General features: G+C 71.0%; 15 protein-coding genes and 1 tRNA gene. 8 read left to right on the top strand and 8 right to left on the bottom strand.

Annotation, left to right across the window (positions count from 1 at the left end; translation table 11 throughout):
• Positions 1–124 precede the first annotated feature (124 nt).
• Positions 125–475, top strand: coding sequence for a DUF485 domain-containing protein (locus J0P97_RS12930; RefSeq protein WP_215488201.1), 351 nt, complete (start codon positions 125–127; stop codon positions 473–475).
• Complete coding sequence (locus tag J0P97_RS12925) at positions 472–2,109, top strand: monocarboxylic acid transporter (protein ID WP_215488200.1); 1,638 nt, start codon at positions 472–474, stop codon at positions 2,107–2,109. Before J0P97_RS12930 ends, J0P97_RS12925 begins: the two co-directional genes overlap by 4 nt.
• Positions 2,110–2,182: 73 nt before the next feature.
• On the opposite strand, the gene J0P97_RS12920 is transcribed toward J0P97_RS12925, so the two are convergent.
• On the bottom strand, positions 2,183–2,722 hold the full coding sequence (locus J0P97_RS12920) for a methylated-DNA--[protein]-cysteine S-methyltransferase (RefSeq protein WP_215488199.1): 540 nt from the start codon (positions 2,720–2,722) through the stop codon (positions 2,183–2,185).
• A gap of 151 nt (positions 2,723–2,873) precedes the next feature.
• On the opposite strand from J0P97_RS12920, the gene J0P97_RS12915 reads away from it, so the two are divergent.
• Both J0P97_RS12915 and J0P97_RS12910 read left to right on the top strand, forming a co-directional pair.
• Positions 2,874–6,602: an AAA family ATPase gene (locus J0P97_RS12915; protein ID WP_215488237.1), complete on the top strand. Its 3,729-nt coding sequence runs from the start codon at positions 2,874–2,876 to the stop codon at positions 6,600–6,602.
• Positions 6,589–6,834, top strand: a complete 246-nt coding sequence (locus tag J0P97_RS12910; protein WP_215488198.1) for a hypothetical protein — start codon at positions 6,589–6,591, stop codon at positions 6,832–6,834. The genes J0P97_RS12915 and J0P97_RS12910 overlap by 14 nt, the downstream gene beginning before the upstream one ends.
• 38 nt (positions 6,835–6,872) lie before the next feature.
• Here J0P97_RS12910 and mscL read toward each other — a convergent pair whose 3' ends face one another.
• Genes mscL through J0P97_RS12895 form a run of 3 tightly spaced genes read right to left on the bottom strand, consistent with a single transcriptional unit; the run spans position 6,873 to position 8,231 of the window.
• Positions 6,873–7,292, bottom strand: coding sequence for a large conductance mechanosensitive channel protein MscL (gene mscL / locus J0P97_RS12905; protein ID WP_215488197.1), 420 nt, complete (start codon positions 7,290–7,292; stop codon positions 6,873–6,875).
• Positions 7,293–7,326: 34 nt separating this feature from the next.
• Entirely contained in the window at positions 7,327–7,608 is a 282-nt protein-coding gene (locus J0P97_RS12900) for an FmdB family zinc ribbon protein (RefSeq protein WP_215488196.1), read from the bottom strand.
• A gap of 26 nt (positions 7,609–7,634) precedes the next feature.
• Positions 7,635–8,231 carry a 5-formyltetrahydrofolate cyclo-ligase gene (locus J0P97_RS12895; protein WP_215488195.1) on the bottom strand — a complete coding sequence of 199 codons (597 nt, stop codon included), beginning with the start codon at positions 8,229–8,231 and terminating at the stop codon, positions 7,635–7,637.
• A gap of 72 nt (positions 8,232–8,303) precedes the next feature.
• Between J0P97_RS12895 and galU the strand changes: the two genes are divergently transcribed.
• From galU to J0P97_RS12880, 3 genes are all read left to right on the top strand, one after another.
• Positions 8,304–9,182, top strand: coding sequence for a UTP--glucose-1-phosphate uridylyltransferase GalU (gene galU, locus J0P97_RS12890; protein WP_215488194.1), 879 nt, complete (start codon positions 8,304–8,306; stop codon positions 9,180–9,182).
• Positions 9,183–9,212: 30 nt separating this feature from the next.
• A complete protein-coding gene (locus J0P97_RS12885; protein ID WP_215488193.1) occupies positions 9,213–9,842 on the top strand; it encodes a GNAT family N-acetyltransferase in 630 nt (209 codons plus the stop codon).
• A 97-nt stretch (positions 9,843–9,939) separates the two neighbouring features.
• Positions 9,940–10,863 (top strand): large exoprotein, encoded by a 924-nt coding sequence (locus tag J0P97_RS12880; protein WP_215488192.1) that lies wholly within the window; start codon positions 9,940–9,942, stop codon positions 10,861–10,863.
• A 13-nt stretch (positions 10,864–10,876) separates the two neighbouring features.
• Here J0P97_RS12880 and J0P97_RS12875 read toward each other — a convergent pair whose 3' ends face one another.
• Positions 10,877–12,082 carry an amidohydrolase family protein gene (locus J0P97_RS12875; protein ID WP_215488191.1) on the bottom strand — a complete coding sequence of 402 codons (1,206 nt, stop codon included), beginning with the start codon at positions 12,080–12,082 and terminating at the stop codon, positions 10,877–10,879.
• A gap of 104 nt (positions 12,083–12,186) precedes the next feature.
• Between J0P97_RS12875 and J0P97_RS12870 the strand changes: the two genes are divergently transcribed.
• Positions 12,187–12,262: transfer RNA gene (locus J0P97_RS12870), tRNA-Ala, on the top strand.
• A gap of 86 nt (positions 12,263–12,348) precedes the next feature.
• On the opposite strand, the gene J0P97_RS12865 is transcribed toward J0P97_RS12870, so the two are convergent.
• From J0P97_RS12865 to J0P97_RS12855, 3 genes are read right to left on the bottom strand one after another with little or no spacing between them, the layout of a single operon-like run.
• Complete coding sequence (locus J0P97_RS12865) at positions 12,349–13,005, bottom strand: pyridoxamine 5'-phosphate oxidase family protein (RefSeq protein WP_215488190.1); 657 nt, start codon at positions 13,003–13,005, stop codon at positions 12,349–12,351.
• Entirely contained in the window at positions 13,002–13,805 is an 804-nt protein-coding gene (locus J0P97_RS12860) for a creatininase family protein (RefSeq protein ID WP_215488189.1), read from the bottom strand. Before J0P97_RS12860 ends, J0P97_RS12865 begins: the two co-directional genes overlap by 4 nt.
• Positions 13,802–15,175 carry an FAD-binding oxidoreductase gene (locus J0P97_RS12855; RefSeq protein ID WP_246540417.1) on the bottom strand — a complete coding sequence of 458 codons (1,374 nt, stop codon included), beginning with the start codon at positions 15,173–15,175 and terminating at the stop codon, positions 13,802–13,804. The genes J0P97_RS12860 and J0P97_RS12855 overlap by 4 nt, the downstream gene beginning before the upstream one ends.
• Positions 15,176–15,186 lie beyond the last annotated feature (11 nt).

The raw sequence follows: 15,186 nt of genomic DNA, 5'->3' as shown, positions 1-15,186 counted from the left end.
CTACCCACTTCCGGGGGTGACGACCGCGTCACCCGGTTTCGTAGCGTCGACGATACCACTCGCGCGGTCGATGACGACCGTGCGCCGGGCGCACGCCCGATCCCCCATGAGGCAAGGAGGCCACATGTCCGGAGAGTCCACCGATGCCCGTCCGCCGGGCGGCATCGACTATGTCGCGGTCGAGGAATCGCCGCCGTTCCGCGAGCTGAAGAAGCGGCACCGCAGCTTCGTCCTGCCGCTCACGGTCGCCTTCCTCGTCTGGTACTTCGCCTACGTGCTGCTGTCCTCGTTCGCGCCGGCGTTCATGGCGACTCCCGTCTGGGGACACATCAACATCGGCCTGCTGCTCGGGCTCGGGCAGTTCGTCACGACCTTCGGGATCACCATGTGGTACGTCTCGTACGCGAACCGGCGGCTCGACCCGATCTCGCAGGAGATCCGTGAAGACCTCGAGAAGCGGGAGACCGTCGCATGAGCGCCGTCGCCGCGCAGGACATCTGGGCGTCGGTGTCGGCGGCCGTCGACACGGTCGAGAACAACCCGGTCCTCAACATCTCGATCTTCGGCGCCTTCGTCGCGGTGACGCTGTTCATCGTCATCCGCGCCAGCCGCAACAACAAGACGGCGGCCGACTACTACGCCGCCGGCCGCTCGTTCACCGGACCGCAGAACGGCTTCGCGATCTCCGGGGACTACCTCTCCGCGGCATCCTTCCTCGGTATCACCGGGGCGATCGCGATCAACGGGTACGACGGCTTCCTGTACTCGATCGGCTTCCTGGTGGCGTGGCTGGTCGCGCTGCTGCTGGTGGCCGAGCTCATGCGCAACACGGGCAAGTTCACGATGGCCGACGTGCTGTCGTTCCGACTGAAGCAGGGCCCCGTGCGCATGGCCGCCGCGATCACGACTCTGGCGGTGTGCTTCTTCTACCTGCTCGCGCAGATGGCGGGCGCGGGCGGGCTCGTCTCGCTGCTCCTGGGCATCCACGAGCAGATCGGCCAGTCGGTCGTCGTCGCCGTGGTCGGCGTGCTCATGATCGTGTACGTGCTCATCGGCGGCATGAAGGGCACGACCTGGGTGCAGATCGTCAAGGCCTTCCTCCTCATCGGCGGCGCGGTCGTCATGACGGTCTGGGTGCTGGCCCTCAACGGGTTCAGCCTCGACACCCTGCTCGGAAATGCCGTCGCGGCCTCGACGTCCGACCCGAAGGACGCGATCCTCGGACCGGGCCTGCAGTACGGCAAGAACCCGTGGGACTTCATCTCGCTCGGCGCCGCGCTCGTGCTCGGCACGGCGGGGCTGCCGCACGTCCTCATGCGCTTCTACACGGTTCCGACCGCGAAAGAGGCGCGTCGCTCGGTGGTGTGGGCCATCTGGCTCATCGGCATCTTCTACCTGCTCACCCTCGTGCTCGGCTACGGCGCGGGATACCTCGTCGGACCCGACACCATCAAGAACGCTCCGGGCGGTGTCAACTCCGCGGCTCCGCTGCTGGCGCAGGCCCTCGGCGGACCGCTGCTGCTCGGCTTCATCTCGGCGGTCGCGTTCGCGACGATCCTCGCGGTCGTCGCGGGCCTCACGATCACGGCGGCCGCATCGTTCGCGCACGACATCTATGCGAACGTCGTGAAGAAGGGGAACGTGCCGCCGGACGGCGAGGTCAAGGTCGCCCGCCGGACGGTCATCGTCATCGGCATCCTCGCGATCATCGGCGGGATCGGCGTGCAGGGCCAGAACGTGGCCTTCCTCGTGGCGCTCGCCTTCGCGGTGGCCGCCTCGGCGAACCTGCCGACGATCGTCTATTCGCTGTTCTGGCGGAAGTTCACGACGCGCGGCGCGGTGTGGAGCATGTACGGGGGTCTCGCTGCGGCGATCATCCTCATCGTCCTGTCGCCGGTCTTCTGGGGCACCCCCACGAGCGTCTTCAAGGACGTGGGCACCGCGATCTGGCCGCTGAACAACCCGGGTATCGTGTCGATCCCCGTGGGGTTCTTCCTCGGCTGGCTCGGGTCGGTGACGACGACGCGCGCGGAGGATCCGCGCAAGGCCGCGGAGATGGATGTCCGCTCGCTCACCGGCTACGGAGCCGAGAAGGCGGTCGACCACTAGACGCGGATGCGCGACGCGGCCCCGGTCCGGCTCATCACGAGCGGACCGGGGCCGCCGTGTTCCCGCCGCCGGCCTACACGGCGGCGGGGACCCCTGCGACCTCCGCCTCGAGATCGAGCAGGTACCGCTTGCGCTCCGGATGGCCGCCGTACTCGCCGATCGACCCGTCGCTGCGCACCACCCGGTGCGCCGGGATCACGACCGAGATCGGCGTGCGCGCACACGCCGAGCCGACGGCGCGGTTCGCCCCGGGAGAGCCTGCGGCGATCGCGACCTCGGCGTACGACCTGACCTCGCCGTACGGGATCTCACCGATCCGCTCGAGCGCCGTCCGCGCGAAACCGTGGACGGCATCGAGATCGAGCGGGAGGTCGAAGTCGCGCCGGACGCCGGCGAAGTACTCGTCCAGCTGCGCCACGACGTGCGCGGTCGCGGTCTCGTCGGGCTCGACGACGCGGCGGAGGGCGGTGGCGGCATCCTGCAGCGCACCGTCCAGCGCGCCGCGCGCGACGTCGAGGACGTCGAGAACGGCGAGGCCGCGATCGGTGACGACGATCAGGGCCTCGCCGATCGGCGTCGGGTGCACCGAGAAGGACGCGGCGGGCGTGGTCATGAACACATCATCGCGCCCGGCTCCCGCACCGGTCGCCCGCCCGCACGGATCTGTGGAACGATTCCGGAAACGGGGATCTGGGGACGAGGAGATGGGGCAATCCCACGAAACCCGCGGTTCGGACCCGTTTCCGCCCCCCGGCACGCCTATGGTGGCGAATGTGTGGCGAGCAGATGGTGGCGCCGTGCGAGGTGTGAACGATCCCCCGCACGGAAGCGAAGTGACCCCGGCCGACCTCGAGCTGTCGGAGCCGGGAGTCCGCGTGACCCATGCCGCCGACGCCGAACGCGCCCGCCTCCGTGAGGAGAGCGCGCAGCTGGGCGGCACATCGACGCTCCTGCACTACTCGGATGCCGGGGACGCCGGCATCGACATCACGAAGGCTCACCCGGGCAGCCTGCCGCAGTTCATCACGGGGCGCCCGACGCTCCTCTCCAACCTCTTCCGCGACGAGGTGGCCCTGCTCACCGCGAAGCGCGCCGCGGAGCGGATCGCGGCGAAGGACGTCGAGCTGCGCACCGCCCGGGGGCTCGACACCGTCCACCTCGCCGTCGCCGTCGCGGCCTGGCGGATCGGCGGGGTCTCCTACGCCGCGCCGGTGCTCCTGCGCCCTCTTGCGATCCGTCGCCACCACCTCGACTTCGATCTGCGCCTGCACGGCTCGTTCACGATCAACCCCGAGCTCGTCGAGGCCGCCCGCACGCACTTCGGCATCGCCATCGACGGGCGCGCGCTCGCCGCGCTCGCCTACGACGAGGGCGTCTTCAAGCCGCAGCCGGTCATCGACCACCTGCGCGCCCTGACCGCGCACATCGACACCTTCACGGTGCTGCCGCGCCTCGTCGTCTCGACCTTCGCCGACGTCTCCTCGCGGATGACGCGGGATGCCGCGGACCTCGACCACCCGGTCCTCAACGCGCTCGCCGGCCACGTCGGCGACCGTGAGGACCTGTCCGTCGTCCGCCCGCTGCCGACCCTCGTCGGCGCCGACGACCGGCCGCCGGCGTCCGACCGCCTCCTGCTGGACGCGGACGCCGAGCAGGAGGCGGTCCTCGCGAGGATCGTGTCGGGGCAGTCGCTCACCGTGCAGACCCTGCCGGGAACGGGCGGGACGCAGACGGTCATCAACGCCGTCGGCGAGCTCGTCCGCGCCGGCAAGCGCGTCCTCGTGGTGAGCGCCCGCCGCTCCACGCTCGAGGGCATGCGACACCGCCTCTCCGGCATCGGACTGCCGGCGCTCGCCGTCTCGCCGACGCAGCTGCACCGCGACCTCATCCGCGCGATCGGGCGGAACGAGAAGGCCGAGCAGCCGAAGGTCGCCGACGTGGATGACGCGCTCGTGCGGCTGCGCACCGTGCTGCGCGACTACCGCGACGCCCTCACGGGACGGCATCCCCAGCTCGGCATCTCGCCCCTCGAGGCGCTCCGCACGCTGACGACGATCACCCAGCAGGATCCGCAGCCGCGCGCCGAGACCCGCTTCGATCTGCGGACCCTCCAGAACCTCTCCACGCGCCGTGCCGAGGCCGCGCACGCGCTGCAGACGGCGGCGCGACTCGGCGAGTTCCGCTTCGGGCCCGATGACTCGCCCTGGTACGCCGTGGCGTTCGAGACGACCCAGCAGGCGCGGGACGCGCACGCGCTGGCGGTGAAGATGCACCGGAGCGAGATCCCCGCGATCCTCGAGCGCGGGTACGAGCTCATCGCGCAGACGCGCATGCGGCCGTTCGCGACCGTGTCGGAGCTCGGAGCGTACATCCGCCTCCTCCAGGGCATCCGCGCCTCGCTGGACCGCTTCAGCATGACGGTGTTCGAACGCCCCCTCGGGGAGCTCATCGAGGCGCACGCGCCGCGCCGTGACGCTCCGGAGATGTCGGGCGCCCAGCGCCGACGCCTCAAGCACCTCTCGCGCGAGTACGTGCGGCCGGGCATGCACATCACCGACATGCACGAGTCGCTCCTGCGCGTGCAGCAGCAGCGGACGCAGTGGCAGCAGCTGGTCGAACCCGGGGTGCTGCCCGAAGTGCCGATCGGCCTCGACGACGTCGCCACGGCGTGGCAGCGCGTCGACGCGAACCTCGCGGCCCTCGACACCGCGCTTGGGCGCACGCAGGCCCTGGCATCCCTGCCCATCCCGCTCCTGCTCCGCACACTCGCGGGCCTCGCCGCGGAGTCGGCCGTCTTCGACAACCTCGTGGAGCGCGCGACCCTGCGCGGGCGGCTCGTCGAGCTGGGCCTCGACGGCCTGATGACCGAGCTCTCGACCCGCCATGTTCCCGAGGACCAGGTCGGCGCCGAGTTCGACTTCGCGTGGTGGCAGTCGGCGCTCGAGGCGATGCTCCGCACCGACCGCTCCCTCCTGGGGGCGAACACGACCGTGGTGGATCGCCTCGAACGCGACTTCCGGCTCGTCGACGAGGCCCACGCGGGCTCTGCCGGCCCGCTGCTGGCCGCGGAGCTCGCGACCAAGTGGAAGATCGCCGTGGTCGATGAGGCGCCGGAGGCGAACGCCCTCAAGCACGCGCTGCGCTCCGGTGCGACCCGCCCGAGCGAGATCGTCCACGCCGCGCCCACCCTCGTCCGCACGCTCGCGCCCGTCTGGCTCGCGTCGCCGTACGAGGTGCCGGCGATCCCCGCGGATGCACCGTTCGATGTCGTCGTGATCGCGGATGCTGCGGCGCTCTGCCTCGCCGAAGCCGCGCCTGCCCTGCGGCGCGCCCGGCAGGTGGTGGTGTTCGGCGATCCCGTCACGCAGAAGCCCACCCCCTTCCGCGTCGGCGCGGGAGCGCCGCAGCTCGCCGACGAGAGCGAGGTGCCCTTCGACGACGTGAGCGTCTTCGAGCGTCTCGCCGAGATCGTTCCGGGAGAGACCCTCACCCGCAGCTACCGCGCGGGCGGCGAGGACCTCGCCGAGCTCGTCAACAACGCGTTCTACGACCGTCGCCTCGTCTCGCTGCCCTGGGCGGGGTCCTACCTCGGGCGCGGCAGCCTCAGCGTCGACTACGTCGAGGGCGGCCACGGGACCCCCGACCCCGTCACCGGCGCGGTGGAGAGCCCGGATGCCGAGGTCGCCCGCGTCGTCACGCTCGTCGTCGAGCACGCCGTGAACCGCCCCGCCGAGTCGCTCATGGTCGTCACGGCCTCCACTCGGCATGCGGAGCGCGTCCGCGCCGCCGTCGCAGCGGCGTTCGCGGGGCGCTCCGACGTCGCCGACTTCGTCGGCCGGGACACCGCGGAGCCCTTCGCCGTGCTCGGTCTCGAGGAGTCCGTCGCCGAGAGCCGCGACCGGGTGGTGTTCTCCCTGGGCTTCGGCCTCACCAAGCACGGCCGGGTGCTGAGCGATTTCGGCGACCTGTCGGGGGACGACGGCGACCGACTCCTGCGCGTCGGGATGACCCGCGCCCGCCGCTCGATGGTCATCGTCTCTTCGATCCGTCCGTCCGCCTTCGACGAGGGCCGACTGGCGTCCGGGGCATCCGGCCTCATGACGATCCTCGGCGGCATCGCCGCACGGTCGCGCGAGGCGCGGCTGGAGGACCTGGCCGATCCGCTGACCCTCGCCCTGGCGCGACACCTCCGCGCGCGAGGGGTGTCCGTCGACGTCGACTACCGCGGTCAGCTGCCGATCGTCGCCCAGTACAAGGGCAAGGCGATCGTCGCGGAAAGCGATGCCGACACCTCGCACGAGACGCTGCGCGAGACGCTCCGGCTGCGCCCGCAGGTGCTGCGTCGCCTCGGCTGGCACTACGTCCGCGTCCACGCGTTCGACCTCTACAGCGACCCCGCGGGGGTCGCCGACCGCATCGCCGGCATCCTGGGCGTGCCGCCGGAGGGGCCTGCGGTGAGCACCCAGACCCAGCCGTTCGATGTCCTCGACTGAGCACAGCGGCGACAGCGACGACACCGGCGGCGAGCCGCGCCGGCAGCGGGTCGTCCGCGTCCGCGGCGCCCGGCGCGCGCAGCTGACGCCCGCGCCGGGAACCGACGTCGACCCCGACCTGCCGCAGACGCACGGTGCCCCTGCTCCGGGCGTTGCCGGAGCAGGGGCATCGAAGGTCGCGGCGGGGCCGAACGACGAGCGCCTGCGGCGTGACGTGCCGCCCCACTACTGAGCTGAGCGCGCCGATGTCGGTGCGTCCCGCGGAACGCCTCAGCGCGGAGTCGAATCGGTCTTCTGCAGCAGGTCGCGGATCTGGATGAGCAGCTCCTGCTCGGTGGGGAGCTTCTCCTCCTTGTCTTCGGTGACGCCGGCTTTCGCGGCCTGACGCTCCTTCCACAGGTTCATGGGGAAGACGAAGACGAAGTACACCACGATCGCCACGGCGAGGAAGCTGATGATCGCGGTGATGAGGTCCCCGATGGGGAAGGTGACGGTTCCACCCCAGACCGCCGGAACGGGGATGCCGGGCACGCCGTTCTCGTCCGGCTTCCAGAACAGCTCGATCAGCGGGGTGATGATGGACGACACGATCGCGTTGACGACGGCCGTGAATGCAGCGCCGATGACGACAGCGACCGCGAGGTCGATGACGTTGCCGCGCATGATGAAGTCTTTGAAGCCTTTGATCATCCGAGTCTCCTCACGGTCTCCGGCTCAGGCCGGCTCAAGATCCCGACGGTGCGGGGGAGGCCTTCGCCTCAGACTTCGATGATGGCGAAGATGCGGTGGCGGCGCCACCGGCCGCGCCGGACGGCGTCGAGCCCGATCCCGCACGCGAGTCGGTCCGGTAGAACCCCGACCCGTTGAAGGTCACGCCGACCGAGCCGTACTGCTTGCGCAGCGCTCCGCCGCACACGGGGCAGGTGGTCAGGGCCGCGTCGGCGAAGGACTGGACGGCGTCGAAGCGGTGGTCGCACTGGGTGCAGGCGTAAGCGTAGGTGGGCATGGGTCCTCGGGTGTACGGGGTGATCCTCAGCGCCGCGAGGCGGCGAGGGGCAGGGTCTGAGTGGGGGTGACGACGCCCGAGACCGGCTGGTCATGCACGTCGCGCGGCACGTCGTCGAGGATCTCGGCGTCGAAGACCACGGCGTAGACGGGCGGGCAGTGCTGCATCGAGCCGATGGTCTTGTCGAAGTAGCCGCGCCCCCAGCCGAGGCGCATCCCGGTGCGGTCGACGGCGGCGGCCGGCACGATGAGCAGATCGACGTCGTTCACCGCGAGCGGGCTCAGCACCTCGCCGACGGGCTCGGGGACGCCGTACAGACCTTCGGCGATCTCGCCCTCCGGGTCGGCGACCGCCCAGTCCATGAGACCGTCGCTGCGCGTGATCGGCAGCAGCACGCGGATGCCGCGCGCGACGGCATCCCGGATGAAGTCGTGCGTCCCGGGCTCGGTGGGGGTGGAGAGGAAGCAGGAGACGCTGCGCGCTCCCGTGCGCTCCACGAGCGCGTCCAGCTGGGCCTTCAGGCCCGCCGCGTCCTCGGCGCGGGAGGCCTCGGATCGCTGCTGACGACGCTCCCGGAGGTCGGCGCGGAGCGCGCGCTTCGCGTCGGCGATGGCATCGGGCATGGTCCGATTGTAGGCACGCCCACGTCACAGATCGTTTGCCCCCGCGAAACAAACCCCGGATAGTGTGGCGATATGACCACGTCGCGCATCAAGGCCGTCATTCCCGCCGCGGGCCTCGGCACCCGCTTCCTCCCCGCCACCAAGGCCATGCCCAAGGAGATGCTGCCGGTCGTCGACAAGCCGGCGATCCAGTACGTCGTGGAAGAGGCGGTCGCCGCCGGAGCCGATGACATCCTGATCATCCTCGGCCGCAACAAGAACAACATCTCCAACCACTTCGACTCGGTCCCCGAGCTCGAATCGAACCTCACGAACAAGGGCGACCTCGAGAAGCTGCAGCGGGTCCAGGCCTCGACGGAGCTCGCCGACATCCACTTCGTCCGTCAGGGCGAGCCGAAGGGTCTCGGCCACGCCGTGCTGCGGGCCAAGCACCACGTCGGAGACTCCACGTTCGCCGTCATGCTCGGCGACGACCTCATCGACGAGCGCGATCCGCTGCTGCCGAAGATGATCTCCGAGAACGAGCGCACGGGCCTCACCGTCATCGCCCTCATGGAGGTCGACCCGGAGCACATCCACCTGTACGGCGTCGCCTCGGTCGAGCCGACCGACGACCCGGAGGTCGTGAAGGTGACCGGCCTCGTCGAGAAGCCGAAGAAGGAGGACGCTCCCTCCAACTACGCCGTCATCGGGCGGTACGTCCTCACCCCCAACGTGTTCGACATTCTCGAGCGCACCGAGCCCGGCAAGGGCGGCGAGATCCAGCTGACCGACGCGCTCCAGGAGCTGGCGGTCACCGACGGCGTGCTCGGTGTCGTGTTCGGCGGGCGCCGGTACGACACCGGCGATAGGGTGGACTACATCAAGGCCATCGTGCAGCTGGCATCCGACCGAGACGACCTCGGGCCTGCGCTGCGCCCCTGGCTGAAGGAGTTCGCGGCCCAGCTCTGACGCCGCCCGGCAGGCCGATGAGGAGGTCCGATGGACCTGGCAGCACCCCGTCGGCACGACCGCATCGCGCTGCGCCTCGTGAAGCAGCGCGACGCGCGCGCCCTCCAGGCCGAGTTGCTCGGCAACCGGGCGTGGCTGCGTCCGTGGGAGGCCACGAGCCCCGATGGACCGGTGTCGTTCGACATGCGTCTCGGCATCCGGCGCCTGCTCCAGCAGTATCGCGACGGCGGCGGCGTGCCGTTCGTCATGGAGTACGACGGGGAAGTCGCGGGGCAGCTGAACGTGTGGGGTCTCACCCGCGGGTCGCTCTCCTCTGCCACCATCGGCTACTGGGTGGGGGAGCGGTTCGCGGGGCGCGACATCACGCCGACGTGCGTCGCGATCGCGACCGACATCTGCTTCACCGAGCTGGGGCTGCATCGCATGGAGATCTGCATCCGCCCGGAGAACAAGGCGAGCCTGCGGGTCGTCGAGAAGCTGGGCTTCCGCTACGAGGGCCTGCGGCGGCGGTTCATCCACATCGCGGGCGACTGGCGCGATCACTACGCGTTCGCCCTCGTCCGGGAGGATGTCCCGGAGGGTGTCCTGCAGCGCTGGCTGAGCGGTGGCGTGCCGGAGGGGGCGGCGACCGTCCCGCTCGCGGACCGGTCGCCCAGCTGAGGCGCCCGGTCGCCGAGCAGCTTCACGTTCGACTCGAACCTCAGACACGCGGGCGGGATGCCGGGCCGCATCCCGGCTCGGCCCTACCGTGGAGCCCATGGGTGGCCAGGTTCTGGGTGGAGGGGTGATCGTCCTCGTCGCCGTCGTGCTGTGGCTCGTCTATCTCCTGCCCTCCTGGTACGGCCGCCACCAGTTCAACGCCGCCGAGCGCAACGCCGTGCGACTGAACCAGGCGCTGCGCGTGCTCGCCGAGACGAGCGAGACCCCGCAGGAGGTCCGTCTCGAGCTGAACGCGCGGACGGCCCTCGCGCATCAGCGACTCGCCAAGCAGGCGCAGACCGAGCGCGAGCAGGCCGAGCTCGCCCGCGCCCGGGCCGAGCTGGAGGCATCGACCCTCCTCGCCAAGGCCGAGGCCGCCGCAGGTCGCGAACGCGCCGCCCGGGCCGCGCGCGCCGCGCAGGAGCGCCCCGAACTCCGTCGGGCGCGTGCTCGGCGCCGTGCGAGGCTCGCCGCGTCGAGCGCGGTCGTCCTCGCCGTGCTCCTGGCCGCAGCCGGCGGGCTGCAGCTCGCTGCGACCGGTTCCTCCCTGCTCCTCTGGTCCGCCGCCGGGGTCGGCGCGGCATCCCTTCTCGTCCTCCGGCGGATGGCCGTCATCGGGCGCCGCGGTATCACCCGCGTCGCTGCGCCGGAGGTCGTCCGGGTCGCGCGCGACCTCCAGGACGTCGCTCTCGCCTCCGACCGCGCCGGGTGGGTGCCGCGAGAGCTTCCGCGGCCGCTGACCGCCTCCGCAGGATCGCGGGCGGCCACGGTGCTCGACGAGGTCGACGCCCGCGCGGCGCTCCGCCGCGCTGCCCTCGACGAGGCGATGCGGGCTCGCGCCGAGGCGCAGCGGCCGACCTCGATCGCGACGGCCCGCGCCGCGCGCCGCGACGACGAGTTCGCCGGCGGACCGGCGGCGGGGGACGACGCCATCGAAGCGCACGTGCGCCGACTGCTGGAGCGCCGCGCGAGCGGGCAGTGAGTCGCAGCGCCTGTCAGCCGACGAGCAGCCGTCCCGCGCCGAACACCGCCTGACGGGGCGGAGTGCGGACGAGAGCATCCATCGGGTTCTCCGCCTCGAGGAGCACGATGTCGGCGCGGTCGCCGACGGCGAGCCGGTTCGCCGGGAGCCCCGCGAACCCGGCCGACCCGCCCGCGGCGAGTTCGATGACGCGGCGCAGATCCTCGTCGCGCACCAGGCTGGAGGCGCGGGCGAACTGCCATGCGATGCCGAGGAGATCACCCGTGCCGTAGGGGCTCCACAGGTCGCGGATGCCGTCCGTGCCGAAGCCGAGCGCGACCCCCGCGGCGTCGAGCTCGTGCAGGGGGAGCTGGGGGAGGCGCAGCGGGGCGACCGTCGTCAACGCGACGCCGAGGTCGCCCATCCGCTGGAGCAGGTCGCGCCGACGGGATGCCTCGAGCTGCGCGACCGCGAAGCCGTGCGCGATCGTGACGCGACCGTCCAGGCCGAGCCGCTCCACACGGTCGAGGATGAGCTCGACCTGGAAGGCGCCGAGTTCGGCGGGGTCGTGCAGGTGGATGTCGACGCCCGCACCGTGCTCGGCGGCGAGAGCCAGGATCGCATCGATCTGCCCGACCGGATCGCGGTCGATCGTCGCCGGGTCGAGGCCGCCGATGTGCTCGACGCCCTCCCGTGCCGCTCGTTCGAGGAGCGCGAGCACCCCGGGCCGGCGGAGCACGCCGTCCTGGGGGAAGGCGACGATCTGCACGGCCAGCGCGCCGTCGTAGGCCGCGACCGCCTCGCGCACGACGTCGATGCCGCGCAGGCCGAGCCCGAGGTCGACATCGACATGGGTGCGGATCGCCGTCGTGCCGTGCGCGACGAGCTGATCGAGCACGTTCGCGGTGATCCGAGCCGACGGCATCCCGATCTCGTCGCGCCGCGCCCGCTCGTGCCGGATCCGCCCTTCGGTGCCGCCCTCGCCGCCGTAGGACTGCCACGGCAGCCCCCACCACGACTTGTCGACGTGCGCGTGCGCGTTGACGAGCCCGGGGAGGGCGAGAAGGCCCCGGCCGTCGAATTCCCCGGACGCGGAGATCTCGTCGGGGCGCGCGGGCAGAGCCGGGCGGATGTCGGCGATCCGCCCGTCGTGGAGGAGGAGATCGCTCGCGGCGCCGCCCCACGGGCGGACGTTGCGGATGACGGAGGGGCGGATCGACGGCGTCGCAGGATCGGTCATCCTTCCATCCTCCTCGACCTTCCGCCCTCGCGGACGCCGGGGGTGCGGAGGCGGCGACGTTCGTGGCATCCGGCGCTCGCGTGCTAGGCTGGATGACGGTTCACGGGCCTATGGCGCAGTTGGTAGCGCGCCTCGTTCGCATCGAGGAGGTCAGGAGTTCGAATCTCCTTAGGTCCACCAGCCACCAGAAAGAGCCCGGCATCGCCGGGCTCTTTCTGCGTCTGCGGCCGGCCGTCGTGGCGGTGTCTCAGACGTACTCTCGCCGCTCAGCCGGGGAGGACGGTCATCTCCCACCTGTCGGGGGAGCGTGTGTAGGCGAGGCGACGGCTCGCTGCTGCGGGATTGGACACCCAGAACAGCAGACGATGAGGAGTGACCGAGAAGCCGGCCCACGTCGACGGGGCGGCGAATGCGGGCGCATCGGGCCCGCCGTGTGCGGTCAGGAACTCCTCCCACTTCGCGCGCCGGTCGGGGAGCGGGAGTCGGGCGAACTCCGGCGTGTTCTGCCACGCCAGCTGCTGCAGGTACGGTGACCGCCGGTGATAGGCGATGTCCGATTCCGTCCGTGGCGAGCGCTCCGCCGTGCCCTGCACGACCAGCTGTCGGGTGAAGCCTGGCCACAGGATGGTCAACGCCACCGCGGGGTTCGTGGCCAGCTCGGCGGCCTTCTGGCTGTTCGCGTCGGTGTGGAAAGCGAAACGACGGCCGTCGAAGTCGCTGAGCATGGTGGTCCGCGCGTCCGGGTTGCCATCGAGACCTACGGTCGAGACCGTCATCAGCATCCGATCCTCGCCGTCGCCCGGAAGCCACTGGGCGGCGAGAGCGAGCGGGTCCATAGGGGGGATGTCGGACTGCACCGGGTCGGTGTCGTGATCGATCACCACGGGCGCAGGCGCGGCGCTCGGTACGGAGGGCACCGTCATCCGAACACGAACCCGTCGATCTCCGCCAGCGCTTCGCAGACGAAGTCCACGCCCCGCTCGTACAGCACCTCGCCGTACGCGGGGTTGGCGCCCGTCGCATCCCCGATCACCCCTTCGGGCCCGAAGTCGTCGCTCGTCCATCCGAACATCACCGGCTTGCGGTTGAAGCCGATGTGCGTCAGGCCTGCGATGTGCTCCGGGATATTGCGGGCAGGCATGTCGGGTGCGACCAAGTGGGGGGCCACGTGCATGACCAGAGACGTCTCGGCGAACCCGCCATGAATGCCCTGTCCCTTCTCGTCGGGGCGGCCCTCGAGACCGTCGCCCGCCCCGCCCGCGGTGGCGGGCATGGAGAACGTCCGAAGCCCGAAGCGGCGTCGCAGTTCACGGTTCGCCCACCCCAGCAGCATGACGTTGCCGCCGTGGCCGTTGACGAAGACGACGGTCTTCGCCGCCGTCATCGCGATCGAGCGGCCGATGTCGATCAGGGTGTCGAGGACGGTCGTCCCCTCGAGCCACACCGTGCCCGGTGCCCAGTGGTGCTCATCCGACTTCGCGTAGCTGATCGTCGGCAGCACCCACGCGTCGATCCCGCCGGCGGCGACGCGGTCCACCGCGGCGGAGGCGATCGCCTCGGCGATCAGGGCATCGGTGCGCAGCGGCAGGTGGGGGCCGTGATGCTCGATCGCGCCGATCGGCACGACGGCGATCGATCGCTCCGTGAGAAGCGACGTGAGCGCCGGGCCGGCGAGATCAGCCCACTGCCGGGACGGGGGGATGAAGTGCGGCGTGGTGGTCACCGGATCGATCCCTTCACCGGGCCTGCATAGTCGGGGTTGAGCTTGCCGGGGTTCAGCAGGCCACGCGGATCGGTGACGCGGGCGAGCTCGATGGTCTCGGGCAGGCGGAAGTCGACGTTCCACTGGTGCGGGCTGTGCACACCCACACCGAGCGCGGTGAGCGCCGTGATGCCCTCGATGATCTGTTCCGGGCTCTCGTACACGCCCGCGAGCATGCCGATCGGCCGCAGTCCGGTCGCTTCGATATGCAGATGCGCGCCGGGGTAGACCGCCATGACCTCGTCGTGACGGTCGATCAGTGCGTCGCCGCCGACCTCGACGTGGAAGTACACGCCGGGTTCGGACTTCTGCAGCCATTCGATCGGATGGTTGTAGCTGAGCACCGAGATCGCGGCGGACACCTGCGGTCCCTCACGGACATCCTCGATGCGACCGCCCGCCGCAGAGATGATCGCCGTCGCCTCCTCGACGAGCGTCGCGTCGATGATCGTACGCAGGGAGCTGCGACCCTCGGGGAAGGCGGGGTCCGGAGGGAGCTGCGCCGTCACGTGCGGGTCGTCGGCGGAGACCAGGCGCGGGTGCGGCCGGAGCGCGGCGAGACGCTGCAGCACCGACATCGAGCCGGCGAAGTCCCCGAACGATGCATAGAGGCCTCGCCACTCCTGCAGGGGCTCGAGTCGTACGGTCGCACGGATGATGATCCCGGCCGTCCCGTAGTTGTGGACGTAGCCGAGCGCGTCCTCACCCTCGACGTGGACGATCGTGCCGTCGGATGCCGGGGTCGCGACGTCCACGGCGAGGACGAACCCTTCGTGGTTGCTGCCGTGGGCGATCGAGCCGGTGCCGCCCGAGCCGCCGGAGAGGAAGCCGCCGATCGAGGAGTGGACGGTCGAGGGATACATCCAGAGCTGCTGCCCGCGCTGGCGTGCGGCGAGTTCGAGTGCCGCCATCGGCGCTCCGGCCTCGGCCGTGATCCAGCCGTCGCCGACCTCGACGACGGCTCGCGCTCGGGACGTGTCGAGGACGAGGCCACCGGGCATGGGGATCGCCTGTCCGTAGTTGCCGGTGCCCTTCCCTCGCGCCGTGATCGGAGCGCCGTGGGCGACCGCGATGCGCACAGTCTCGGCGATCTCGGCGGCATCGGCGGGGAAGGCGACGAGGTCGGCCACACCGAGAGGCAGCAGTTCCGCGATGACGGGCGACATCCTGGCGCCGTCCACGGAAGCCTTCTCACGTTGGCGTGGGTCGCTGGAGACGCCACGCGGGCCGAGCGCCTCGGTGAGAGCGGCCTCGAGGGAGCGGTAGTCGGGTGCGTCCGCAGCGTCGGTTGCCTCGGACTCGAGGATGTCGGGAGGAGTCAGGCCGGTCATCTCGGTTTCCT

The organism is Microbacterium flavum (assembly GCF_018717645.1).
Taxonomy (GTDB): Bacteria; Actinomycetota; Actinomycetes; order Actinomycetales; family Microbacteriaceae; genus Microbacterium; species Microbacterium flavum.
This window is presented reverse-complemented; position numbering and strand designations above follow the sequence as displayed.

Excerpts from the sequence above, each read along its gene's own strand:
- J0P97_RS12920 (WP_215488199.1), bottom strand. The coding sequence starts at position 2,722 with ATGACCACGCCCGCCGCGTCCTTCTCGGTGCACCCGACGCCGATCGGC.
- J0P97_RS12900 (WP_215488196.1), bottom strand. The coding sequence starts at position 7,608 with ATGCCCACCTACGCTTACGCCTGCACCCAGTGCGACCACCGCTTCGAC.
- J0P97_RS12910 (WP_215488198.1), top strand. The coding sequence starts at position 6,589 with ATGTCCTCGACTGAGCACAGCGGCGACAGCGACGACACCGGCGGCGAG.
- J0P97_RS12865 (WP_215488190.1), bottom strand. The coding sequence starts at position 13,005 with ATGACGGTGCCCTCCGTACCGAGCGCCGCGCCTGCGCCCGTGGTGATC.
- mscL (WP_215488197.1), bottom strand. The coding sequence starts at position 7,292 with ATGATCAAAGGCTTCAAAGACTTCATCATGCGCGGCAACGTCATCGAC.
- J0P97_RS12885 (WP_215488193.1), top strand. The coding sequence starts at position 9,213 with ATGGACCTGGCAGCACCCCGTCGGCACGACCGCATCGCGCTGCGCCTC.
- J0P97_RS12930 (WP_215488201.1), top strand. The coding sequence starts at position 125 with ATGTCCGGAGAGTCCACCGATGCCCGTCCGCCGGGCGGCATCGACTAT.
- J0P97_RS12875 (WP_215488191.1), bottom strand. The coding sequence starts at position 12,082 with ATGACCGATCCTGCGACGCCGTCGATCCGCCCCTCCGTCATCCGCAAC.
- J0P97_RS12925 (WP_215488200.1), top strand. The coding sequence starts at position 472 with ATGAGCGCCGTCGCCGCGCAGGACATCTGGGCGTCGGTGTCGGCGGCC.
- J0P97_RS12855 (WP_246540417.1), bottom strand. The coding sequence starts at position 15,175 with ATGACCGGCCTGACTCCTCCCGACATCCTCGAGTCCGAGGCAACCGAC.
- J0P97_RS12880 (WP_215488192.1), top strand. The coding sequence starts at position 9,940 with ATGGGTGGCCAGGTTCTGGGTGGAGGGGTGATCGTCCTCGTCGCCGTC.
- J0P97_RS12895 (WP_215488195.1), bottom strand. The coding sequence starts at position 8,231 with ATGCCCGATGCCATCGCCGACGCGAAGCGCGCGCTCCGCGCCGACCTC.
- galU (WP_215488194.1), top strand. The coding sequence starts at position 8,304 with ATGACCACGTCGCGCATCAAGGCCGTCATTCCCGCCGCGGGCCTCGGC.